The 23,817-nt window shown below is 36.0% G+C and carries 19 protein-coding genes; 10 read left to right on the top strand and 9 right to left on the bottom strand.

The annotated features are described in order from the left end of the window. The coding region (dnaG, locus tag PLA12_06600; protein HOQ32163.1) for a DNA primase at positions 1 to 1,667 on the bottom strand (1,667 nt) is incomplete at its 3' end. A gap of 163 nt (positions 1,668 to 1,830) precedes the next feature. Then, complete coding sequence (locus PLA12_06595; GenBank protein ID HOQ32162.1) at positions 1,831 to 4,023, bottom strand: right-handed parallel beta-helix repeat-containing protein; 2,193 nt, start codon at positions 4,021 to 4,023, stop codon at positions 1,831 to 1,833. Between the two features lie 378 nt (positions 4,024 to 4,401). On the opposite strand from PLA12_06595, the gene PLA12_06590 reads away from it, so the two are divergent. Then, the gene (locus PLA12_06590; GenBank protein HOQ32161.1) at positions 4,402 to 4,869 is read left to right on the top strand and encodes a M23 family metallopeptidase; all 468 of its coding nucleotides are present in this window, start codon (positions 4,402 to 4,404) and stop codon (positions 4,867 to 4,869) included. Position 4,870: 1 nt separating this feature from the next. Here PLA12_06590 and PLA12_06585 read toward each other — a convergent pair whose 3' ends face one another. Together PLA12_06585 and PLA12_06580 are read right to left on the bottom strand one after the other, a co-directional pair. Beyond that, positions 4,871 to 7,360 (bottom strand): PAS domain-containing protein, encoded by a 2,490-nt coding sequence (locus tag PLA12_06585; GenBank protein HOQ32160.1) that lies wholly within the window; start codon positions 7,358 to 7,360, stop codon positions 4,871 to 4,873. A gap of 192 nt (positions 7,361 to 7,552) precedes the next feature. Then, positions 7,553 to 8,632, bottom strand: a complete 1,080-nt coding sequence (locus PLA12_06580) for a TIM barrel protein (GenBank protein ID HOQ32159.1) — start codon at positions 8,630 to 8,632, stop codon at positions 7,553 to 7,555. A gap of 95 nt (positions 8,633 to 8,727) precedes the next feature. Here PLA12_06580 and murB point away from each other — a divergent pair, with 95 nt between their 5' ends. Next, positions 8,728 to 9,675: a UDP-N-acetylmuramate dehydrogenase gene (gene murB, locus PLA12_06575; protein ID HOQ32158.1), complete on the top strand. Its 948-nt coding sequence runs from the start codon at positions 8,728 to 8,730 to the stop codon at positions 9,673 to 9,675. Positions 9,676 to 9,680: 5 nt separating this feature from the next. Next, a complete protein-coding gene (locus PLA12_06570) occupies positions 9,681 to 10,724 on the top strand; it encodes a GHMP kinase (protein ID HOQ32157.1) in 1,044 nt (347 codons plus the stop codon). 21 nt (positions 10,725 to 10,745) lie between these two features. Here PLA12_06570 and PLA12_06565 read toward each other — a convergent pair whose 3' ends face one another. Together PLA12_06565 and PLA12_06560 are read right to left on the bottom strand one after the other, a co-directional pair. After that, positions 10,746 to 11,327: an HD family hydrolase gene (locus tag PLA12_06565; protein ID HOQ32156.1), complete on the bottom strand. Its 582-nt coding sequence runs from the start codon at positions 11,325 to 11,327 to the stop codon at positions 10,746 to 10,748. Between the two features lie 31 nt (positions 11,328 to 11,358). Next, positions 11,359 to 11,817, bottom strand: a complete 459-nt coding sequence (locus PLA12_06560; GenBank protein ID HOQ32155.1) for a hypothetical protein — start codon at positions 11,815 to 11,817, stop codon at positions 11,359 to 11,361. 100 nt (positions 11,818 to 11,917) lie between these two features. Between PLA12_06560 and PLA12_06555 the strand changes: the two genes are divergently transcribed. From PLA12_06555 to PLA12_06530, 6 genes are all read left to right on the top strand, one after another. Next, the gene (locus tag PLA12_06555; GenBank protein HOQ32154.1) at positions 11,918 to 12,745 is read left to right on the top strand and encodes a glycosyltransferase family 9 protein; all 828 of its coding nucleotides are present in this window, start codon (positions 11,918 to 11,920) and stop codon (positions 12,743 to 12,745) included. Between the two features lie 89 nt (positions 12,746 to 12,834). Beyond that, positions 12,835 to 14,649 (top strand): threonine--tRNA ligase, encoded by a 1,815-nt coding sequence (gene thrS / locus PLA12_06550; protein HOQ32153.1) that lies wholly within the window; start codon positions 12,835 to 12,837, stop codon positions 14,647 to 14,649. Positions 14,650 to 14,674: 25 nt separating this feature from the next. Further along, positions 14,675 to 15,430 (top strand): class I SAM-dependent methyltransferase, encoded by a 756-nt coding sequence (locus PLA12_06545; GenBank protein HOQ32152.1) that lies wholly within the window; start codon positions 14,675 to 14,677, stop codon positions 15,428 to 15,430. Between the two features lie 7 nt (positions 15,431 to 15,437). Further along, the gene (rlmD, locus tag PLA12_06540) at positions 15,438 to 16,655 is read left to right on the top strand and encodes a 23S rRNA (uracil(1939)-C(5))-methyltransferase RlmD (GenBank protein ID HOQ32151.1); all 1,218 of its coding nucleotides are present in this window, start codon (positions 15,438 to 15,440) and stop codon (positions 16,653 to 16,655) included. Between the two features lie 92 nt (positions 16,656 to 16,747). Then, a complete protein-coding gene (locus PLA12_06535) occupies positions 16,748 to 16,876 on the top strand; it encodes a hypothetical protein (protein ID HOQ32150.1) in 129 nt (42 codons plus the stop codon). An 89-nt stretch (positions 16,877 to 16,965) separates the two neighbouring features. After that, positions 16,966 to 17,109, top strand: coding sequence for a hypothetical protein (locus PLA12_06530; GenBank protein HOQ32149.1), 144 nt, complete (start codon positions 16,966 to 16,968; stop codon positions 17,107 to 17,109). 1 nt (position 17,110) lies between these two features. On the opposite strand, the gene PLA12_06525 is transcribed toward PLA12_06530, so the two are convergent. From PLA12_06525 to PLA12_06515, 3 genes are read right to left on the bottom strand one after another with little or no spacing between them, the layout of a single operon-like run. Further along, positions 17,111 to 17,935: a sugar phosphate isomerase/epimerase family protein gene (locus tag PLA12_06525; protein ID HOQ32148.1), complete on the bottom strand. Its 825-nt coding sequence runs from the start codon at positions 17,933 to 17,935 to the stop codon at positions 17,111 to 17,113. A gap of 26 nt (positions 17,936 to 17,961) precedes the next feature. After that, positions 17,962 to 20,646 (bottom strand): ankyrin repeat domain-containing protein, encoded by a 2,685-nt coding sequence (locus tag PLA12_06520; GenBank protein HOQ32147.1) that lies wholly within the window; start codon positions 20,644 to 20,646, stop codon positions 17,962 to 17,964. A 13-nt stretch (positions 20,647 to 20,659) separates the two neighbouring features. After that, positions 20,660 to 22,033: a glycoside hydrolase family 30 beta sandwich domain-containing protein gene (locus PLA12_06515; GenBank protein ID HOQ32146.1), complete on the bottom strand. Its 1,374-nt coding sequence runs from the start codon at positions 22,031 to 22,033 to the stop codon at positions 20,660 to 20,662. A 79-nt stretch (positions 22,034 to 22,112) separates the two neighbouring features. Here PLA12_06515 and PLA12_06510 point away from each other — a divergent pair, with 79 nt between their 5' ends. Beyond that, on the top strand, positions 22,113 to 23,774 hold the full coding sequence (locus tag PLA12_06510) for a nitroreductase family protein (GenBank protein HOQ32145.1): 1,662 nt from the start codon (positions 22,113 to 22,115) through the stop codon (positions 23,772 to 23,774). The last annotated feature ends 43 nt before the right edge of the window (positions 23,775 to 23,817 follow it).

Below are 23,817 nucleotides of genomic sequence, written 5' to 3'. Positions count from 1 at the left end.
CGTTTTTCGGCTTCTTGAATTTGTTGTTGGATAAAACCGATTCGCTGATTGATATACTCAATATGAAATCGGTTTAATCGTTCCATAGCCAATGTTTTCAGGTCATTGTTGACAGGTTCAGATAACAATACCTTCTGAAGTAATTTTTTCCCTTCACATTCTTCCATAAAACGAGGGTCGGGGTCTTTGTTTTCTAATATATATTTCATTGCCACACCCAGAGGTGTTGCGGGCATAGGGATTTCTTGAAAGAGTTGTTTTGTTCGTTTTTTTATCTGTTCATCATTTATCAGTCCATGCAGAAAATCTATATCATCTATAGGAACACTTTCTGTATGAGAATTATTCGTTTGACTACGAAGGGAATAGTTATTTTTCAAGTATTGTTCATAATCACTCTTAACCGCCCAAAAACTAATTCGCAAAGCAGAAGCAATTTCTTTCAGGAACTCTTCTTTGATTGAATTTTCTTCCATAATGGAAATGAGACGGAACAGCTCGCTTAATACGGTTATTTTTCCCTGGGGAGTGGACAAAAGATTTTGTTTTTGTTGCAGATAAAAGGTAAAAAAAGTAGAGGCGGAAGAAATTCTTTTTTCCCATTCAGAAACTGGATTACTTTGTAAAAAATCGTCCGGGTCTTTACCATCCGGAAGTGTTACAGCAGAAACGGTTAAACCCGCCTGAAGTAGAATTGATGTTGCCCTGATAGAGGCTGAAAGTCCTGCTTCATCGCCATCATATACAATTATCACTTTGGGAGCAAATCTTTTCATCAGATTTGCCTGACCCGCAGTCAAAGCCGTCCCGCAGGTAGCTACAACATTCCGTATCCCGGATTGAAAACATCTTAATACATCTATATAACCTTCTACCAGAATTACATTCTCATAGGAACGAATCGTTTCTTTACCTTCCCACAATCCATAAAGGACTTTGTTTTTTTGATATATTTCGGTTTCGGGCAAATTTATATATTTGGGACCTTCTCCCGTTATTTCTCTACCTCCGAATGATATTACCTTACCTTCAATATTGCGTATTGGGAAAAGAATTCGATTTCTGAAAAAATCGTAATATCTTCCCTCTTCTCCACCAGAACGAATTAAACCACTTCTTAATAATAATCGTTCTGAGAAACCTTTTGATTTTAAGAAGCGGTATAGGGAATAACCATCGGCAGGAGCAAAACCAAGTCTGAATTCTTCCTGGATTTCAGGGGATATATTTCTTTTCCTTAAATATTCCTGGGCTATTTTCCCGTTCAAAGATTTTGTTAATTGATTACGATAAAATTCAACAGATAATTCAACAATCTGGAAGAGTGTTTTCTTATCGTTTTGTTCCGGAGAACGCTCTTTTGAGGAATAACTGGTTTTAGGCAAATGAATACCTGCCTCATCTGCAAGTATTTCTAATGCATCCATAAAAGATATATTTTGAATATCTTTCAGGAAAGATATAGCATCTCCTCCCTTCCCGCACCCAAAACAGTAATAAATCTGACGGGATTTAGAGACTGTAAAAGAAGGTGTCTTCTCTGTATGAAAAGGACAGAGAGATACATAACGGTCTGAACCTGTAGGTTTTAATTCACAGTAAGTGGACACGAGTTTTACTATATCTGTTGCGTTTAATACTTGTTCAATAATATGACGAGGATACAAGGGCAGAACTAACCTTTTATGTTGAGGGCTGTCATTTCTATTAGTAAAGACAGTATTACCCCAATTTTGTCAAGTAGTATTATTTTAACACAAATAAACTTAAAATGCAAATTTTGAGCTTAAAAAATATTTTCGTGAAAAATATTGAATTTAAGGAATAACTTTATTTTGATGAAATAGGACAGGGTATTCGTTTGTATTTTTCCGGAAGTTTAACCCAATCTTCTTCTCCGTATAATCCTATCTTAGAAACATCAATTGGCTGAAATCCTAAATGGAAAGCAGGAGAATTTTCTTTTAAACGGAAATCACATTTATCAGGATTTTCAAACATGGGGTCTGCAATGATGCTATTGACATCAAAACTATCTTCCTGCCATTGTTTCAATGTCTTGTTCTTAAACATTACATCTTTCCCTGACGCATTCCAGTAACAGTTCTTATCCATCTGCCATTTTTTGTTTGTCCAGTTGCTACCTAATAATCGGTCATTATCGTAATAAACAATGTTTCTTTCAAATATAAATGAGATATGGTCTTCTTCTCGACTTCGGATAATTTGTTCTCTTGCAGATAGTGCAAAGATATTATTTACGACACGATTTTCACGGCCATAATGTTGATGGAAGTTACCGGTTAATGTATGATGAACAATGTTATTTTCTAAAATAATATAAGAACTTCCTTCATCTGTGTATAATCCCCATCCTCCATATTGTTCTGGGTCACACATAATATCGTGAATGTGATTGTTTCTCAACACAGTTCCGGGTGAAACGCCTAATGTGTAAATGCCCCCCATATCTGCTAATTGAGCCTTTCCTATATTATGGATATGATTGTATTCAACAATATTATGATGTGCAGAACTTGGGTCATACCCCCAACACCATCCTACGGACATACCGGAATAGCGAAAATCGCAAATCTCATTATGAGCCACACGATTATATGAACTGCGACCTATCCATACACCAATGCCCGCGCGCAAAAATCGCCCACCTTCATGTATGAAACAATTTTCAACTGTATTGTGTCCGCAACCCGTTGCTCCTAACTCCTCATATAGATACAGATTTTTCTCTTCTACAGTGGAAGGACCCGGGCTATCATCTGTTTCTGCATTTGCCGTCTCACCAATTTTAATTCCTCCCGCTCCCAAATCGTATAGGTGACATTGACGAACAATATTGTTTTGTGAACCGGAACGCCACCATAGCGCATAGTTACTAACATGTTGAATTGAGCATTTTTCGAGGATACAATAGCGAGCACCTGTTCCTTGAATTGCACCGGAAACAGAAACCTCTGCTTGTGGGTCTGATTGTCCCCGTTCTCCTATTGGAAAATTAGTAAAGGCAAACTCAATCCCTTTGAAAACGACATGTTCAACAAATTTGTTTTCTGTGGGGTTTCCTTCCAATAAAAGCAATTGTTCTGCAACAGGAGCAATGACTTCTGCAGCAGTCATGTCTTCCTCAGGTAAAGGAATGTAATAAAGTTTTCCTTCTTTACGGTTAAGATACCATTCCCCTGGTTTATCCAGACCTTCAAAAAGATGTTCAATATAAAACCGTTGCCCTTCGGAAAAAATAACACCGAACCAGAAATTCTTCGGGACATTTAGATATAAGCACTTTGTATCTGTATCCACAGAACGGATAGGCAATAAAGGAACAGCCCATTTACAAAAAAGCACACAATAACTACCTGTTAGTGATTCCCAATTTTGAATAGGGTCTTTTTCATCATAGAAAACTTTAAGTGTTCCGGGTTGATTTTCACCCTCAGGGATATATTCGTATTTTTTTGCGGTAAAAAATTCTTGTTTGGAAGGATAATCCCCAAATGGGTTCGTATTATCCGGAATACGGGCTGGTTGTCTTCGTTCTCCATTCACCCATAAGGAATTAAATGATAATTTTCCATTATTCAATGCTTGAATATCTGCAATATACTTGTTATCTTCCTTGTTCCACGATGTAATTTTCACACCTCCTGAAATTAGAGGTTTCTCATTTTGGTAATTTTCAAATATTGTAGGGTTATCTTTCTTGCCCGAATGTTCCGGAGTTATAACTATAGGTGCATTTATTAAGTAAGTCCCTCCTCTTAAAACAATTTTTACTGTTTTTTCTCCTGCACCGGAACTACGAATATTCTTGACTTTTTCCAGTGCCTTATGGATACTGGCTAAAGGACCGTCTGTTTTATTTTCGTTGGCTTCTGGAAGTTTCCCTGACCATGCATCGTTTCCTTCGGGTGAGATGTATATCATTAGTTCATTACTATTTTGTGCAAAACTTATCAGGGATGTTAATAAAATCACGCAGCAAAGCAGCAACCAATTTTTCATTTTTCATCTCCTTCTTCTTTTATTAAATTTCAATAATACTATCTTAATGAATACCATATTTGTCAACATCGCACTTATCTGATTTAACAACTCTTCATTAAAGTTTTTTGAGTAATTGACGATAATATGAACAGAAAGTTGAATATAAAGTAGTAAATCCTCCATGAGTTATGAGTGTTCGTCCCAACCCTCATAAATTTATTTGAGTTCCATAGTTATATACTTCCTTGAGTGACGCCATAAGAGACCCAAAATTATGGCGTCCTCTCTTTTTGTTTAAATCAATTTCTTCCTTTATAATTCATATCCAACATCTAACCCATTTTTTAAAGCATGATAAGAGTAAAATCTTTTATTTATTTTTTAATATTAATACTTTTGTTCAGTTCTTGTGCTCGACAAAGGCATAAGGTAGTTTTTCAATCTCCTTTTTCAGATAGAAAGCAGGAAACATGGGGTTATCCTCTCCCAGAAGCATCTTTTCAGATTACTTCACCTTTTGGAGAAATACGAAGAAAAGGTAATTCAACTTATAGGCATCAAGGAATTGATATAAAAGCGGAAAAGGGCACCCCTGTATTAGCAGTGCAAAAAGGTATTGTTGTATTTGCGGGGAAATCAACGGGCTATGGTTTATTGGTTTGTATTGAACATCCGGGACAATGGGAATCAAGATATGCTCATCTTGACTGTATTAAGGTTAAAGAAAATAATAAAGTTAAGAAAGGGCAAATCATTGGGAAAGTCGGTGCAACTGGCAATGCGACAGGTCCTCACTTGCATTTTGAGTTAAGAAGAAATGGAATACCCGTAAATCCGGCACCTCTACTTTCAATAAAAAAATGAATTATAAATAGTCTCCATATAATTCTTTTGCACATTGAGGGCAAATTCCATGGCTAAACTCCGCATCTGTATGTTGGCGAATATAAACCTCTACCTCATGCCAATAACCTTCATCATCACGAATCTTTTTGCAGCGGGCACATATAGGCAATAATCCATGTAGCTTTTTAACAGTGTTCAAAGCCTCTTTCAATTTTTCTACGGTTTCTTCTAATTCTTTTGTTTTTTGTAGATTCTGTTTTTCCAATCTCACGCGTTCCAGAGCCTGTGCATATAAGGAAGTTATCCACTGAATAGATTCCCAATGTGAAGGAGTATGGTTATCTTCTGCATTTACCGCTATAACAAAAACCAAATCTTGAGACGGTGTAAAAGAAGGATAAAAAAATAATCTATTAACATGAATTTTTCCAAAGAGTAAATGTTCCTCATTCTGAATATCATTGATAAGTTTAGGCGTCCCTGCCTTAATAAAAAGATATAAGAATTCTTCTTTTTTCGCCAATTCTTTCGTATCGAAAGAGATTGCGAATTTATCTGTTTTTTTTCTGTTTATACCATGAAAGAAATATTTGTCCTGTTCAGGGTCAAAATACCCGGCAAAACAAAAGTCGCTACATAGTATATCTACAGATGTTCGGCATACCATCCGTGCCAGTTCATCTTCATCTCTAAAATTCAAGAGAGAACGAGCAAACCCTGCATATAAAGAACTGATGATAACTTCATTATTTAATTGTTTCTCTAATCTCTTTCTGTCTGTAATGTCCACATGGGTTCCAGAAATTCGGATAGGATTTCCTTTGGAATCTCTTGTAGAGACTCGCCCATAAGTATGTATCCATTTTTTATACATACCTCTATAAATAATTTGGTATTGAACATTAAAAATTCCATCTTCTTTTGTAAGTGCTTCTCCTAGCTCTCTTCGAACTACTTCTCTATGCTCAGGAACAATAGAATTAACCCAATCTTCCAGTGTATAACCTTCCCTTTGTTTCATTCGAAACATCTCTAAAGCAGCTTGGTTTATATGATAAGTATTTCTCAAAATATCCCATGACCATAAACCTATATTTCCTAATTCTGAGGCAACTCGTAGGTTTTCTTTTATATTCTTCAATTCCTCTTCTGATTCCATAAAAGAAGTTATATCCATCCCAATGCCTACAAGTTTTTTGGCATATTTTCCTTGTCTTGAAATACATTCCCCAATAGTTCGAACCCAAACCAATCTATTTTCGGGTAAAAGCAAACGGTGGTCAACAGCGAAACTATTTGTAGCCCCCCGAATACAGGGTTTGACTGCATGCCAAAAACTGACACGGTCTGTGGGATGTATGTATTTCCACCATTCTGTCAACTCATCCGGGACATTCAAATAGGGAAATAACGCTTTTAAACCGGAGGACATTATCTTACCCGTATTTACTTCATATTCCCAAACACCAATGCGCCCGGTTTTCAGTGAGATTTGGTGAAGATTTAATAATGTCTTTTCCTGACAATATTGTTCTAAATAGGAAATAATTCCTGTTAAAAGAGGCATTTTCTCTTCAAAATATTGGCAAATCTCCTCGGTAGGTTTATCTGCTCTTTTATCTGCAAAAAGGAAAAGCCATTTCTTTTGTCCTGCGGTGCTTAATGGAAGTAAAATTAAAGAACGATAACCTAATAAATGACACAGTCCACAATATTCTGTATTTTTTAAACAACGAACAAGTATTCGGGCTCTTTCTGGTGTTGCATTAAATCGTAAAAAATCTTTATACATAAATTCGGATGGAATATAAGTAGCACGACCTTGAAGAACATCTTCGCATATCCTATTTATATTTTTATCAGAAGAAAGTAAAGAACAAAAATCTGTTTCTTTATCATTACTGAATATCTGTATTTGATTTTCTCCTTCTTTCATCAAGGCATACACTATTTCAAAATCAAACAGGCTACTTAAACCGGATAACAATCGAGAGATTATCTCCTCCAGACGATATACATTATTATTAATTGTTAGACCTATTAAAAATTCATCTATTGACTTGTCAAATTGATTTAGCAAAAATTTACGATTTCGTAAAATATGATTTCTAATAGTCCTCAAAGAACAGTTCAGATGACGGGTATTTTTTGAACCTAAAGGAATACAATAAACATTATCTCTGGCTAATTGAGGTTCGATATTTTCTGGAATTTTAGAACTGACTATAAAAAGAATAATGTTGTCACACTTTTCTAAAATCTTTTTATAAGAGTCCCATTTTGATATATTTGCTATATAATCAAAAACTATAAATTCAAAATTAACTTCCCCACCCAACAAACGAGTTAAAGTCTGAGGAGAGGCACAATAATGTATCTTTACTTCCTGACCCCAAAATGTTTTGTTCAAAAGAATTTGGTCTCGCTCTTGTTGGTGTTGCCCAATTACCAATATATTTAGGCAGGAATAAGAAGGAAATTTAGTTATGTTATTTTTTGATAACATCATGTTTTACCCATATCTTTATACCCCTGATAATTCCCGAAATATTAAATTATAGATATTGTCTATAAAAATAATATACCATAAAATAGAATAAAAGCAAGAAAAATAATAATTATCTTTTCTTAATTATTATAATTTATTGTAGTAGAAAGATTCTTTTGATTATTTTCAATGTATTATGAATTATCTTGAAAATTAACTGTATTTTACACCCATTAGGTTGCAAAGTATATAGCGGTCTAACTCTTCATAATCTCGTTCCGCAATCAATTTTGATACTAATTTAGTATCCATGGCTCTAACTTTTTCAACTAATAACTTAAAAGTAGCCAGACTATTTCTCAAGTGCTTTGTATTCACTGCTTGTTTTTGTGTTCTCATCGTTTTTACATCGAGTCCTATCCATTCCCCATTTCTACCGTAGCCATATTCTTCTAAAACCCGAACCTGATTAAAGGCTCTTCGGAGATTGTAAGAGCCAAAAGATTTATCTTGGTCGAATTTTAAGCCACCTTGGTCGTTCAGATGGACACTTTTTAGTTTATTATGAGCCAGTGCATACGCCATATCATCGGCAGGGTCTAATCCAGCGAGAACAGAATGTGCTGTTTCTACCAGACAACAAACACGAGCCGGGTCATTTGTGATATAAGACAAACCAATAGCATGTCCAATAGTTGGAATAATAGCACTATCAACAGGTTCATTGGGTTTGGGCTCAATAAGGATAATAACATTTTTATCATACGCTAATATTTCATTTATAGCATCACGAATTTGAAGCACAGCTAAGCGAACATTTTTACTCTCACGAATATATGTGCCTTCCCTTGCTAACCATAATACCATATTATGTGTGCCTAAAATATTCATAATATCAATAGCCTTTTTTGTTCTTTCAATAGCGTATTTACGGCATGTCGGGTCATTACTGGTATAGGCACCATCTATTGTTTTCGGTGAGAACCATAAACGCGGTGCAACAAACTCAGCAACCAGTCCTTCATTATCTAACATTTTCTTCACTTTCTTTGCTTCTTTCTCTATTTCTGCACTGGATTTTTCATCCAGATCAGGAACAGCGTCATCATCATGAAATTGCATTCCATCAAATCCCAACTGCCTGGCTACTTTCATTTTTTTCGCTAATGGCTCTGGCTCGCGAACCGTAGGTCCAAAAGGGTCTGCTCCTTCATCAATATTCCATGGACCGAAAGAAAAACGATATACGGCTTTAAGTTTGTTGCTGTCTGAATTAATTTTCTTTGTAACCATATCCTAATCTCCTTATCATATTTTTGTATAATTAAAAGGCTTATTTTTTTGTAGAATAAATCTTTTAAACAACAAAAGACAAATAGATATAAATCATGACACAAAAAAAATCTGATTACAAATCAAAGTTATTGTCCTTTTCTTTTTGCCATTCAGAATATATATTGGCTCCACATACCTATTATAAAATAGGAGGTCCTGCAGATTTTGCACTTATTCCTAAAAATGAAGTGGAATTGGAACAATCTTATCAAGTTCTCCAACAAATTTCCCTCCCCTATTTTATTTTAGGAGGAGGAACGAATGTTTTAATTTCGGATAAAGGCTTTCGTGGGGTGGTTCTTATCACATCTTATCATAAGGAATTTAAACCTTTAGGAAATGACCGTTATTTTATCAGCGGAGGAGTAGAACTGGATTGGGTAGTAAGAGAGGTATTACTAAAAAATAATTATGAAGGGGTTGGTGCTTTAACGGGTATTCCCGGGACTATAGGCGGTGCTTTGTTTATGAATGCAGGCACTGTAAATGGTTGTATTTGTGAATGGACAGAAAAAGTTTTTCTACTGTCATCAGAAGGGAAAAAAGAGGTGGTAATAAAGCCGGAATTATATGGTTATCGTTCTCAGAGATTCTGTTCCATGTATGAGTTAATATGCGGTGCTATTTTTCATTTTCAAAAATCAGACAAGAACCAACAATCGGTTTATGAGCACTATATGAATCGCAGGAAAGAAAAACAACCTCAGGGGTATTGTTGTGGCAGTGTATTTAAAAATCCTGCGGGTTATCATGCTGGTAAATTAATTGAAGAATGTGGATTGAAAGGTATCCGAAAAGGGGGAGCCGTTATAAGCCCCATTCATGCAAATTTTATTATCAATGAAAATAACGCTACTTTTGATGATGTTTTATCTTTAATTCGTCTTATCCGAGAAAAAGTATATGAAAAATTTAATATAAAATTGGAGGAAGAAGTTCGTATTCTTTTTGAAGATGGTTGTCTCCAAACCTGTAAGCACTACAAAAATCAAGAAGGGTAAATATCATGCCTAAAAAACTTCTTTATGTGATTAATGCTACGGCCCCTATCCGTATATGCGATTTAGGAGGTTGGACGGATACCTGGTTCGCTGAATATGGAGCGGTTCTTAACATAGGAGTTTATCCCTATGCAGAGGTGCAGATTTATGTATATGAAACCTCTGCGGAAGAAAGCCCTAAAATAGTGCTGGATGTTGAGAATTTTGGAGAACGATATACGCTTCATACAACCTTTACGGAATATGATAAGCATCCTTTGCTGGAAGCATGTATTGATATTATGAATTTACCTTCGAATCTATCTTTCGAGGTAAACCTTTTTTCTGAGGCACCTGCAGGATGTTCAACGGGCACATCGGCATCTATCAGTGTTGCTTTGTTGGGGGCTCTTGATATGTTGACACCGGGACAACGCACCGCCCATGAGATTGCAAGTCTTGCACACCGTGTTGAAACAGAAAAATTAGGGTTGCAATGTGGAATACAAGACCAGATTTGTGCCAGTTATGGGGGGATTTGTTTTGTTGAAATGTTTCAGTATCCACATGCTTCTGTTTCACCTATTATGTTACCTAATTCTATATGGTGGGAATTAGAGCGTCGGCTCATGTTGGTTTACCTTGGTAAAACCCATTCTTCCAGTAATGTTCATAAACAGGTTATAACGCGATTGGAACAACCCAACAGTGATAAAAGTGTTCTGGATATATTAAGGAACTCTGCTCATATAGGTAAAGACGCTTTATTAGAAGGTGATTTCAATTCTTTTGCAAGGGCTATGATACAAAATACAGAAGGGCAGATGGCTCTACATCCAGCATTAGTATCGAATACAGCCCAGGAAGTTATTTATTTAGCCAAACAACACGGTGCTATAGGCTGGAAAGTAAATGGGGCCGGTGGAGAAGGAGGGTCTTTGACATTACTCTTTGATGAACACAATAAAAATAAGAGGAATTTTAAAAAGGCATTAGCGGAATTTAATCCTCAATTACAAATCATTCCTATTTATCTTTCTCGCATGGGCTTGAGAAGGTGGTTTCACTAAAAAAGTTTGCTCTTACATAGGTTATGAACTATTCTCCGTTGGCAATTTTTTACCTGCATGTTCACATATTGTTCTAAAAAGTTGTCGGGTTACTTCTACGCCATAATCATTAAAATTTTTCGGATTGTTCCAAAATTCTGTTAAATCTCCCTGATGTTCTCTCTCGTAGTTTAATACCTTCAACATCATTTGCACTTTATCTAATCCCCTCACTAATTTTGCTTCTGGAGACGATACCTCATGAAACTCACGATGTAATTCTGAATACTTTGAAGAAAAACTTTCCATTAACTTATCAAATACTGCTTGCTCTGCTTGCAACTTTTCCCTTGAGAAATATTTCTGTGTAATAGGCATGGGCATATCCATCATTTTTGCTTCCGCCAAATCATGAATTATAGCCATTGTCAGAACTTTCTCCCCATCCCAATGTCCGGGGTATTCTTCAATAACTAACAATGCCAGCAAACTTAAAAAATGGCTATGTGCAGAGACGGATTCTGGGATAGATACACCTCGTAATAAAAATCCTGCACGCGGAACACGGTCCAAAGGATGTATTTCTCTAAACAAATGTAATACTCTCTCACAAAAATCTACCATATTGTTTTATTTCCTTCAATAATACTTCTTATTAATTCAGATTTTGTATTTCTTCCGATAAAGAGGACATCATATTCTTAAATTGTTTATCAAAAACAAAATATGCGGTGATATTTGAGAAAATTAAAAAAAATGCGATGATAATTATCATTTTGTAATTAGGAATAGAATAGAACAAAAACAATAGAAAGAAAACATCTACAATTGGAGAACCGAATAGGATAAGATTCCGAATCCATACATAATTTTTTATAGAGCAATTAACAATAACGCTACCACTTTTCCCCTCGATATAGATTTTATCTATCCAGGGATATATGAATACTTCGCCTTTTTGTCCACGAGATACAGGACGAATTAGTTCAATATTATCTTCCCATTCACGCTCAACAATAAAGCCTTTGCCTAAGAACAAATTCCGCAGTTTCTCAATATAGTTTTTCCTTTCTGCTTCATTGACTTCAATCTCTATAGCAAAATTCTTTTCCATATCCATACTCCTTTAGAAACATTGCCCTTATTGTTTTTAGTCTTTATATATATAATATATTATAACTATTTAACAAACCAGTAAAATTTATATTACCTGTATGATGAAAAAATTAATCGTCTTTTTTGGAGCCATTGGTGACACAATATTACTTGCTCCAGCAATTCAGAAATTATCAAAAAATGGAGTTATCCATGTGGTAGGCTATCCGGAACGGATGGCTTTATTAAAACAGGCTGGCTGGATAGAAGAAATATATGATGCGGATACCATTGATTTCACTTCTATTTTTTCAACACCATCCAACAAACTATGTGATTTTCTGATACAATTTGATACCGTTTATTTCTTTTTTCAGGATGGGGAATCTTTAGTGCAAAAAGCCAAATCTATTGGTGTCCCATCTTCCTATCATTTTTCGGGTAAACCTCCCAATAACTGGAAAAAGCACGCTTCAACTTACTATCTCCAATGTTTTGGATTTCCATCTATAAAAGATTTTGTTTTACCTATTTCTCCTAAAAAGATACACAACGAAGTTATCATTCATCCGGGTAGTGGGAGCAAAGAGAAAAATTACCCAATAGATTTCTTTATAGAGATTACAGAACAATTGCTTAATAAACATTTTAAGGTTCGTTGGTGTTTAGGACCTGCAGAAAAAAAATTAACCCTATCTCGAAAAATTCCAACACTTCAAATAGAACAACTCACCCAATTGGCAGAATATATTGCAGGTGCAAGTGCCTATATAGGCAATGACAGTGGTATTTCTCATCTTGCCGGGGCATTGGGAGTAAAAACTATTGTTCTTTTTTGTTCCACAGACCCCAAGGTATGGTCTCCCCTCGGACCTCGTGTTTTTACATTTACACAGGGAAATTTTTGTTTAGAAGAGATATTAAGAATTATCTGTGAAGGCGTTTAAAAAATTTCTATCGTTGCCAACTATAGAGGATATGAATTAAAATATATACAAATTTCCACAAAATTTAACTTAAATGAAGGTTTTTTATCATGAATAAAGAAGAGGTTGAACAACAGGAATATTTATATAAAATACGGCATTCGTTAGCACATGTATTGGCACATGCTGTTTTAGAAATCAGACCGGATGCAAAATTGGCGTTTGGTCCTCCTGTGGAAAATGGTTTTTATTATGATTTTGATTTTAATGGCAATCCTATTGGCGAATCAGATTTGCCTGAACTTGAAAAAAGAATGCGAAAAATTATTAAAGATAAATATACTTTTGAACAAAAGTTTTTGAAAATAGAAGATGCCATTAAATTTCTGGAACAAAGGGGTCAAAACTATAAAGTAGAATATGCAAAAGAATTAGCGGAAAAAGGGGAAATAGACCCTCGCGGACTTTCTTTTTATCAACATGGGCCCTTTACCGATATGTGTGAAGGACCTCATGTCAATAACACAGGAGAACTTCCGAAAGATGGTTTTAAATTAGACCGTATCTCGGGTAGTTATTGGCGTGGAGATGAGAAAAATCCTATGTTAACCCGTATTTATGGGTTTGCATTTCCTACCCAAGAAGAATTAGAGGATTTTCTTCATCGCCGTCAGTTGGCTATGGAACGGGACCATCGGAAATTAGGCGAAGAATTGGATTTATTCATTCAGGATAACGAAGTAGGAGTTGGACTTCCTTTATGGACACCTAATGGAACCGTTATTCGTGAAGAGTTGGAAAAGTGGGCAAAAGAAGAGGAATTTAAAGCAGGTTTTTTAAGGGTTTCTACTCCCTGTATAACACGAGCAGATTTGTATTACCGTTCTGGTCACCTTCCTTATTATGCAGAAAGCATGTATCCACCTATGACATTAGACGAAAACGACCAATATTATCTTCGTCCCATGAATTGTCCTCATCATCATAAAATTTATGCTTCCCGAATACGCAGTTATCGTGATTTGCCCCTTCGATTAGCGGAATACGGAAATGTATTTCGATATGAAAAACATGGGTCTCTTTCTGGTCTGCTTCGTGTGCGAGCCATGTGTATGAACGATGCTCATATTTATTGTGCCCCTGAACAGGTGGAAAGCGAATTTGTGGCTGTAATGCAAATGTATAATAATTACTATCAACACCTTAGATTGGGCAATTTCCGTGTCCGATTGTCTCTGCATGACCCTAATAGTGATAAATTTGTTTCGGATGAAGAATTGTGGAACCGTAGTGAGGATATGGTTCGTCAGGTATTAAACAATTTGGGAATACAATATGAAGAAGAAAAAGGGGAAGCGGCTTTCTATGGTCCTAAGGTAGATGTTCAGGTAAAAAATCTTATGGGTCGAGAAGAAACAGTATCTACATGTCAACTTGACTTTGTAATGGCGGAACGATTTGATTTAACTTTTATAGACCGAGATGGACAGCCCAAACGCCCCTTTATTGTTCATAGAGCCCCCCTTAGCACTCATGAACGCATTATTTCATTCCTGATTGAATTCTATGGAGGTGCTTTCCCGACATGGCTATCCCCAACCCAGATTATGTTAGTTCCAGTAAACCCGGCTTTGTTGGAATATGCTTCCACAATTAAAGAAGAATTACACAAGCAATTATTCCGTATTGAGATTGATGATAGTTCTGAGACATTTAATAAGAAAATACGCAATGCGGTTGTGCGTAAAATTCCGAATATCTGGGTATTAGGAGAACGCGAAAAGCAAGACCAAACGATTACATGGAGAAGATACGCTGTAAAAGAGCAACTTACTGTTCCGTTAACGCATGCCATAGAGGCACTTAAACAAATGCGTGAAAAACGGATTATGGATAATTTCCCCGATACTTCACTGCCTTTATAATATAGGGCTAATATAAGGCTATTTTGTGAACCCAACCACCGACAAAGAAAAAAGTAATAAATGGATTACTATCCATCATGAAACAGAAAAAAACTACTGGTGGTTTATCTTAAAAAGAGAACTCATCACCTATTTTATACAGTCCCTTATTAGAAAAAATGATTCTGTTTTAGAAATTGGTTGTGGGGGAGGACGATTATCCTGTGAACTTCAACAACTCGGATATAAAATAATCAGTACGGACTTTGAACCTTCTGCCGTTTATTATACAAAGGAATCTGGGATAATAGATTCTTTTGTTAGTAATAGCGGAGAAGGGATACCCATTAGAGATGAAGTTATTGACCTTATCGTTATGACCGATGTTCTGGAACATATCAAGGACCATAGTTTAACAATTCGGGAGTGTTCTCGTGTATTAAAAAAAGGGGGATATATTGTAATTACCGTTCCTGCTTATCCTTGCCTTTTTTCTTCGTGGGACCGATGGAACAAACATTTTCGCCGATATACTAAAAAACAACTTAAATATCTTGCCGAAACTTCTCATTTCAAGATAAAAAAATTGACTTATTGGAATACTCCGGGTATTCCTTTTGCCATACTGCGTAAAATAAAAGACTTGTTTAATCCATCACAAAATTATGAAGGCTTCCCACCTGTTCCTACTTTCATTGAAATACCCTTAAAATGGTTTGTTTCTGTGGAAAATAGATGGGTCCGCAAATTTTCCTTACCTATAGGCTTATCCCTTATTTGTATTCTTGAAAAAACAGAGTAAAGGAACTATGACAGAACAAGCAATTACAAACATCTGCCCTCACTTTGGAATATGTGGTGGATGTGAATATCAAAATGTTGATTATGAAAATCAATTAAAAAAGAAAGAAGAGAATATTTCAGAACTCCTGAAAGGATTTATTTCATCTCCCATTCTTATTCAACCTTCACCTGAAATCTGGCATTATCGTAATAAAATAGACCCTGTATTTTCACCGGAATATTTTGAAAAACCACCCCCAAAAGATATAAAGAGAGATACCGTATTGGGCTTTAAAAGGTATAAACGATGGTATGATACTTTTCCATTAGAGGATTGCCTTATTGGACCTTCCGAATTGCCAAATCTCATATACGCTATTACGCAATGGAGAAAAGAAAATCATTATGAGGCTTATGACCGACGAACAGGGAACGGTATTTTACATGCTCTTTTATTGCGTCAGGGAAAAAGAACCGGGGAAAGAATGATTGGTATTTTGAGCCGAGATATAGATTTAAACTGGAATTCTTTGATTGATTGGCTCTGCCAATATTTCCCTTATAAAAGTTTATATGTAGGGCTTTATACGCGAACTGCGGAGGTTTCGCAAGCAGATAAATGGCATTTAATAGACGGTGAACCTCACATTCACGAAAAAATTATTTTACATTCGGAAGGGAATAAGCAGGAACATACCTTCCAGATTTCTCCTTCCAGTTTTTTCCAGGCAAATACACTTTCCGCAGAAAATATGTTTTCTCAGGTATATAATTGGACAAAAGAGATTTCTCCTTCTTATGTATATGACCTCTACGGAGGAATGGGAACCTTTTCAATTCTTTTATCCCGACTTGTTCAGGAAATTCATTCGGTGGATTGTATTCCATCTTCCCTTGAAGATGGAAAAAAGAATTTACAATTAAACAACATTAAAAATGTGCGTTTTGAACTTAATACTGTCCGCAAATTCCTCTCAGAAAAAATAAAGTTTTTAGACAAAGCTCTTACACAGGATACCCTTGTTATTGTTGACCCTCCTCGTGAAGGATTAACCGAAAATGTTATAAAAAAACTTATCCAGTGGGGACCTTCTCATCTCTTTTATGTGTCCTGTAATCCCAATGCACTTACTAAAGAATTACCTTTTTTGTTAGAACACTATACCTGCATTCGTAGTAAAGCCTACGATTTTTTTCCCCACACGCCACATATCGAGACGCTACTCTGGCTAATAAAAAAATAACTTCTGGTTATCCAACCTGTAACAAAACCATTGTCTTGCTTGTAATAACTATTTAGATGATTAAGCAACACAATTGAAAGGAGGTGAATAGTATGCTGAACATTCTGTTAGAAGGTATCGAGACTTTTGTAAATGCTATTCTTAAAGCGGTTCAGGATTTTCTGGGTGTTCTTGGTATCAATGTTGATTTAGGACAAATTGACATTGGTGGGAATGAATAGCAATTCAAGTCGAAAGGCAAATTGACATTTTTTACATTGTTTTACTATATTAAAAACAGAAAACAATGTAAAGTAATGGAGAAAAGTAAGTGCGCACTTACCAACCTATACCATTGAAATATATTGAAGATTTAGGTTATTTGCTCTACGCTATAGTAAACAGCTTTGTTTCTATTTTTAATGAAATATTTGAGAAATTGAGTTGCGATTTACGCATTATACCGTGGGAATAACTTAAACATATCTTAAATAAGCATCTTTTATCTGCTGGATATATTGTTTTGGCTCTTCTTTCCAATATCGCTCCGAAAAAATTTCCACCTCAATAAAACCTCGAAAACCTGCCTGTTCAGCCCACGCCCGAATTTGCCGAATGTTGATACATCCTTCACCCATTAATCCACGGTCAGTTAATATATGGTTAGTGGGTGTTTTCCAATCAGACACATGAAATGCCATAATTTTCCGACCTGCTCGCATAATTTCCGATTGTAAACAGGCTTCCCACCATATATGATAGACATCCAGAACGATACCGACCCATTCTGAGTGTAATGCACTCACAGCATTATTTGCTTGTTCCATCGTATTTATGGCTGAACGATTATCTGCATACATAGGATGTAGCGGTTCTATTCCTAAACAAACCTGTGCTGATTTTGCATGAGGCAATATTTTTTGTATTCCATCCAGAATATGCTGTCTGGCTTCTTGTAGGGGCAAACGAGGTTCTGCTCCGCACACCAACACCACCAATGGGGCACCTATTTCATGAGCTTCGTCTATCGCTTTCATATTCTCCAGACATGCCCGTTCTCGTTCTTGAGCACTGGAACTCGGGAAAAAACCTCCGCGGCATAAACTGACTATTTTTAATCCGCTATCTTTTAAAATTTCTTTACTCTCTTTTAATCCCGTATCGTGAATATGCTCCCGCCAAACGGTTATTCCGGGAACTCCTTCGTTTTGAAATAATTTTACAATTTGGGACAGTTTTAATGGCTTAAATGTCATTGTATGAATAGCAAGACGGCTATAATCTGTCAAACGCTCAACCATCTAAATACCTTCCTAAACTTATACAGTTACTGTTTTTCTTCAGATTTCTCTCCCAATTTTGAGCGATACGACTTAATATATTCTGCAATTTCAGGGTAATTTAAGGCTTCTGCAAGTTCCTGAGGCGTTCTACCCTTAGTATCTCTGGCGTCCATATCAGCACCTGCTTTAAGTAGAATATCTACAATGTTAATCTGTCTTTCTTGAACGGCACGATGAAGTGGAGTAAAGCCATCAATTCCCAACTCTTTTACATTCAGGTCAACTTTACAATGGGTCAGAGTGGATACCATTTCGAGGGAATGTTTCATTATGGCTCTATGAATTGGTGCTTTGCCGAAATAAAAAACTTCTTTAAAATCGGGATAATATTCAACAAGTTTTTTAAGTCCTTCTATATCATTTTGCTCAATTCTTCGCAAATATTCTTCACAGATAACCGCATAGAATAAACGAACAACCCCTTGCAATCCTTCAAATAAACGAATTTGAGACATCGTTGCCCCTGCAATCGGGACTGTTTTATCCAGTCGTTCTCGGGCTTCATCCAGAGGAGTTTTTCCCGAATTATTACGGACACATATTTCTGCTCGTTTCGTAAGGATAAGTTGCACAAAACGCTCTTGTCCATTCATACATGCATGATGAAGAGGTGTATTACCAGAATTATCTGGTAGATTGGGGTCAACGCCTTTTAAAATTAAGATTTGAGCAGGACCCCAATGCCCTCTGGCAGCGCAAAGATGAATTGCAGACTGTCCTGTTTGGGAAAGTTTTTTATAATCAACTCCTAAATCAATTAGCTCTTTTACTATCATTATGTGTCCTCTCTGGCAAGCCAGATGAATGGGGGCATAACCGTCTTTATTCAGTTCATTCATAGGTAATTTTTTACCCACGAGCCATATTACTGTATCCACAGCACCACTTTGACAAGCATAATGAAGGGCAGAATTACCTTTATTATCTATTGCGAATAAATCCAGTCCAAATCCTTCCAGCCAACGAATCATTTCTGAATTTTCGGAGCATGCTCCAACATGAATGAGCGTTCGTTGTTCACGGTCAATCACATCTGTTTTGGCTCCATGTTCAACAAGGTATTTCGCCATAGTAAGACTATCCACTTCCACAGCAACGAACAAAGGCGTTTTCCCGACTGTATTTACAAAATTCATATCAGCTCCCTGTTGAACCAGAAATTCCACAGCTTTCTGCTGCTTTGCTTCTATTGCTGAATATAAAGGAGTATTTCCAAAACGGTCTGTTTCATTTATACCCATTCCTTTCATCAGGAATAATTCCATTAAAGGAATTAATCCCAATGATGAAGCAAGATGTAAAACTGTCTTACCATCTTTGTTCCGCGCTTGAATATTGGCTCCTTTTTCAACAAGCCATTTCGCCATTTCTTCATTTTTCTTTTCAACCGCAATAAACAACGGGGTATATCTTGAACGGTCTGTGATTTCAAGGTCAGCCCCTTGTTGTATCAAATATTCTGCTATTTCCCTTTCGCCTATTTCCACAGCTATAAAAAGAGGCGATTTTCCATCTTTATTTCGCAAATTAAGATTGGCTCCCCTTTCTACCAAAAGTTGGACAATTTCTTTCTTTTTTAGTTCAACAGCAAAATGTAAGGGCGACTCGGAATTACACATGACATTTACACAGTTTACATCTGCTCCCAAATCCAGTAAGAACTTAACTATGTCCACATCCGATTTTTCTATTGCATATTCAATAGGATAAGTATCTTTCCCGACAGTGCCTAAACCATTAACATTTATTCCTAAATCTATCAAAAGCCGTATCATATCTTTATTCTTATGTAATATTGCGACACCTAAAGGTTTGATTCCCTCAATTGTTGATGCTTCCAAACTTGCTCCTCGTTGGAGTAGATACAGCAATACCTCTTTTTGATTCGAGGCTACTGCATCAATTACAGGAGGGGTCGAATAGCGAGTTGGGGCAGAAACGAGCCATTCAGGATGTTCTTTCAAATATACATCTATGGTTTCAATATCTCCAAAACTAATAGCGTGTGATAATGAGTAATGAGCATCAAAGGCTCTCAATACACGAATTACTCCAAAGTTTTTCTTCTTTCCTGCTAACAAACAAGGGCTACTATAAACACTTCCATCCGGGACTAAGGGTAAAATAGGATTTGCTCCTTTCATGATTAACATCCGCGCAACATCTGCAGTTCCGTATTCTGCACAAATATGGAAGGGTGAGTAATTTTCTTTGTTCCGTGAATTAGGGTTCAACCCAAGATTAATAAGATGTTCTACTAAATATACACTTTGTGCAGATGAAGCCAGATGAAGTGCGCTATTCCCTTTTTCGTCGGTAGTAAAAATATCACTACCCCATGAAATCCAGATATCTGACATATATGGGAAACCCAACCCAGCAGACATTAAATAATATTTATTTTTTTCTTCCGGAGAAATTACATTTTTCTCTGAAGAACAATATAACAGAGCGTAAATATCTCCTGCTTTTATCAATTCGTCCAGCGAAGCATATCCCCATTTTTGAACTATTGACGGGATAGAATTTGTTTGTTTTTCATCTGCATATACAAAATTTTGAACTGCCATCAAAATGTGTATATGTGCCCTCGAAAACGAAATCACAAAAAATATACTTATCAAAAGCATAACGACAAAAAGTGATTTCACAGTTTTTTCCGTTAACATATAAATCTTTCACCTATTTTATTAAACATGTAATAACCGTCTTTGATGGAATTTCCAAACGAAAGTATTTATCCTTGCAACGAACTGCAACCTTTTTTTCTTGCGTTTCTGCGTTGGCTATCACTAAAACAATACTTCCATCTGGATTAAGAAACGCTACATTGTTAAAATAACGGTCACCGGAAGTAGAAGAAATACGATAAGCACCCCGCTTTACAAACTTCATAAATTGTCCATACATATAATAATCATATCGGTACTCAATCGTATTATCTTCCTTTAATACAATCATTGTGGGGCTGGCATGATGAGGACCGCGATTGGGTTTTCTTTGCCAATCCAAACATATAACCCATAAATTATATGAGCGCGACCAATTTCGGAATATTTCAATGATTTTAACGGCACCACGGGATAAAAATGTAGAACCTTCTGTAAAATAAATATGTTTATCGGGAAATTCGTCATGCAAAACACTTTGAGCATCTACTCTGCCTTCATATAAATGGAAACCCGTTCCCTCTACATATTTAGAGGCATTAACATCTGTAAAAATAGCACGAGGGAAATCTAAATAATTCCAATTATGGTCCCAACACCATATTTTTGTTGTAATCCCTGTCTTTTCAAAACAAGGACCTAAGAAATCACGAATAAAATCCCTTTGCTGTTCAGCAGTCCAGAGACAGGTCGGATAATCTTTATCATTCATTTGTGGTTCATTTTGCACCGTAATAGCGTAGATAGGAATTCCTTCCGCCGTATAAGATTCAATAAATTTTTTAAGATAATTGGCATAAGCAGGATAGTATTCTTTTAATAAAATACCTCCATTCATCGTTTTTGTATCTTTCATCCATCCTGGTGGGCTCCACGGTGAAGCGAAGAAAAGCATATCAGGATTTTTTTCCTGCACCATTTTTATTATCGGGATTACATACGCACGGTCTTTATCAATCGAAAAGCGGATTAGTTCCGGGTCTGTTTCTCCGTCGGGGCAATCGTTATAGGAATAATAAGGCTCTTCGACAAAATCTGATGTGCCTATACATAGGCGCATAAGATTCATCCCTATACCTTTTTCCGGGTCAACCAGTTTTGTAATAACTTCTTTTCTTTTATCAGGTGCTAATTTCATCAAATTGGAGCAAGTAGCATGTTCTAATGAGCCTCCCATACCTAATACGGTTTGATACCTTTCCTCCGGGTTTATCTCAATCAAAAAATCTTTCGTCTTTTTAGGTTTTTCTGTTTGAACTGTCTGTTCCGTTAATAAATATTTTCCATCTTCAGAGCTCATCCATACCTGAACAGTTTCTCTTTCGGCAGAAAATGCATTTGCCAACACAAGTAATACACAACTACTAATCATTAGAATGTTTTTCATATCATTTCTCTTTCTTTTAAATTTATTTTTATCTCCCTATTGTATAATAAAAAGTAAAAATGATTGGGTAGACAAATCAATGAAATCAAGTAAGGAAATTATATACAATTACCACAAGCAAACGAAACATAGACCCTACCGTTATGCTCGTTCGTTAGGTTATTTAGATTGGGATAATGAACCCAACCCTTTTCGAAAATTTCAAGGGGCAGAACCAATTCATCTTCCCATTTTACCTGTAAAATTCTCTCCACCCTTTCATGAAGCCTTATTTCAATCCGAACATATTATTCCACAGTCTATTCATATAGAAACTATATCTCATTTTTTACTGCACTCTTTAGGAATATCCGCATGGAAAGAATATCGTGATTCTCGTTGGGCAGTTCGATGTAATCCTTCAAGTGGAAATCTACATCCCACAGAGGCATACCTTATTTTTCCCCTTCAATTACTTAATAACAACCACTCTCTTCTTCTACATTATGACCCGTCAGAACATAAGTTAGAGAAGAGAGCCATAATGACCCAAAATAACTGGGAAAAACAAGGGCTAACATCTTTTGCGGAGTATCCTTGTTTTTTTGTTGCTCTTACTTCAATTATCTGGCGTGAAGCATGGAAATATGGGGAACGAGCCTTTCGGTATTGTCTATTAGACACAGGCCATGCCATTGCATGCCTTACTTTCTCTGCTCTATCCCTTGGATGGAATATCCATTATATAGGAATAAGCCTGCAAAACCTGTCTATCTCCCTTGGATTAAATCGCCCTGAGTATACCCATGTAGAAAAAGAATTTCCTCAAATCCTTCTCATGGTTTCACCTAACAATATAAAACAGGAAAAGCAACTATCATTTGCAATAAAAAATCCTATTCTTTTTGATGAATGGTTTGGAATTCCTGAAAAGATAAGTCCTCAAACAACAGATTGGGATATTATCGAAGAAGTCTCTTCCGCCATAATAGAAAGTTCCGAAGAATTTTATTCATCCTTCATAAAAGCCCCTACTTTGTCTGAATATAAAGATAAATACTTGCCGCATATATCTACTTTTACTCCTTCTCCTCCAAGTTTTGATTTGTTCAAACAAAGAAGGAGTGCTCATGCTTTGGATATAAATGCTATGTTAAAACAAAAGGACTTCTTCCAGATATTAAAGGGGATAAACTATATCTCTCATCAATTACTGAGAAAAATTATTCCTCTGGCTCCACGAACTTCTTTATTATTTTTTGTTCACCATGTAGAACATCTTACACCGGGAATTTACCTATATCCGCTATGCCAAGGACATTTTGAAAAATTAATTCCTTCATACTTTAAAGAAGTAAGTAAGGTAGAAAATGAGGATAATTTACCGCTTTTCTTATGTCAGGAAGGGGATATGCGTCGGATAGCAGGGCACCTCTGTTGCGGACAGGAAATAGCCCATGATGGGGTATTGTGCACATGTATATTTACAGATTTAGAGGAGGAACTAAAAAATTACAATGGGTTTCCCTATGCTCCACTTCATTGGGAAGCAGGTTTCTGGGGACAATGGCTTTATCTTGAATCTGAAATTTTTAATTTAAGAGGAACAGGTATTGGTTGTTTTTTTGATGATGAAATTATTAGAATAATGGAAGGGAACCAAAGAGAGAAGGTTTTAGTAAATCCATTGTATTTTTTTACTATGGGGAAACCTATTTGTGATGAAAGAATTAAAACATATCCTCCTTATCCAAAAACATAAATCACTAACCCAAATTTTCTCTGTAAATAAATTATATTATAAA

The organism is Candidatus Hydrogenedens sp., assembly GCA_035378955.1.
In the GTDB taxonomy this organism is placed as follows: domain Bacteria; phylum Hydrogenedentota; class Hydrogenedentia; order Hydrogenedentales; family Hydrogenedentaceae; genus Hydrogenedens.
This window is presented reverse-complemented; position numbering and strand designations above follow the sequence as displayed.

Excerpts from the sequence above, each read along its gene's own strand:
- PLA12_06595 (HOQ32162.1), bottom strand. The coding sequence starts at position 4,023 with ATGAAAAATTGGTTGCTGCTTTGCTGCGTGATTTTATTAACATCCCTG.
- PLA12_06585 (HOQ32160.1), bottom strand. The coding sequence starts at position 7,360 with ATGATGTTATCAAAAAATAACATAACTAAATTTCCTTCTTATTCCTGC.
- PLA12_06580 (HOQ32159.1), bottom strand. The coding sequence starts at position 8,632 with ATGGTTACAAAGAAAATTAATTCAGACAGCAACAAACTTAAAGCCGTA.
- murB (HOQ32158.1), top strand. The coding sequence starts at position 8,728 with ATGACACAAAAAAAATCTGATTACAAATCAAAGTTATTGTCCTTTTCT.
- PLA12_06570 (HOQ32157.1), top strand. The coding sequence starts at position 9,681 with ATGCCTAAAAAACTTCTTTATGTGATTAATGCTACGGCCCCTATCCGT.
- PLA12_06565 (HOQ32156.1), bottom strand. The coding sequence starts at position 11,327 with ATGGTAGATTTTTGTGAGAGAGTATTACATTTGTTTAGAGAAATACAT.
- PLA12_06560 (HOQ32155.1), bottom strand. The coding sequence starts at position 11,817 with ATGGAAAAGAATTTTGCTATAGAGATTGAAGTCAATGAAGCAGAAAGG.
- PLA12_06555 (HOQ32154.1), top strand. The coding sequence starts at position 11,918 with ATGATGAAAAAATTAATCGTCTTTTTTGGAGCCATTGGTGACACAATA.
- thrS (HOQ32153.1), top strand. The coding sequence starts at position 12,835 with ATGAATAAAGAAGAGGTTGAACAACAGGAATATTTATATAAAATACGG.
- rlmD (HOQ32151.1), top strand. The coding sequence starts at position 15,438 with ATGACAGAACAAGCAATTACAAACATCTGCCCTCACTTTGGAATATGT.
- PLA12_06535 (HOQ32150.1), top strand. The coding sequence starts at position 16,748 with ATGCTGAACATTCTGTTAGAAGGTATCGAGACTTTTGTAAATGCTATT.
- PLA12_06525 (HOQ32148.1), bottom strand. The coding sequence starts at position 17,935 with ATGGTTGAGCGTTTGACAGATTATAGCCGTCTTGCTATTCATACAATG.
- PLA12_06520 (HOQ32147.1), bottom strand. The coding sequence starts at position 20,646 with ATGTTAACGGAAAAAACTGTGAAATCACTTTTTGTCGTTATGCTTTTG.
- PLA12_06515 (HOQ32146.1), bottom strand. The coding sequence starts at position 22,033 with ATGAAAAACATTCTAATGATTAGTAGTTGTGTATTACTTGTGTTGGCA.
- PLA12_06510 (HOQ32145.1), top strand. The coding sequence starts at position 22,113 with ATGAAATCAAGTAAGGAAATTATATACAATTACCACAAGCAAACGAAA.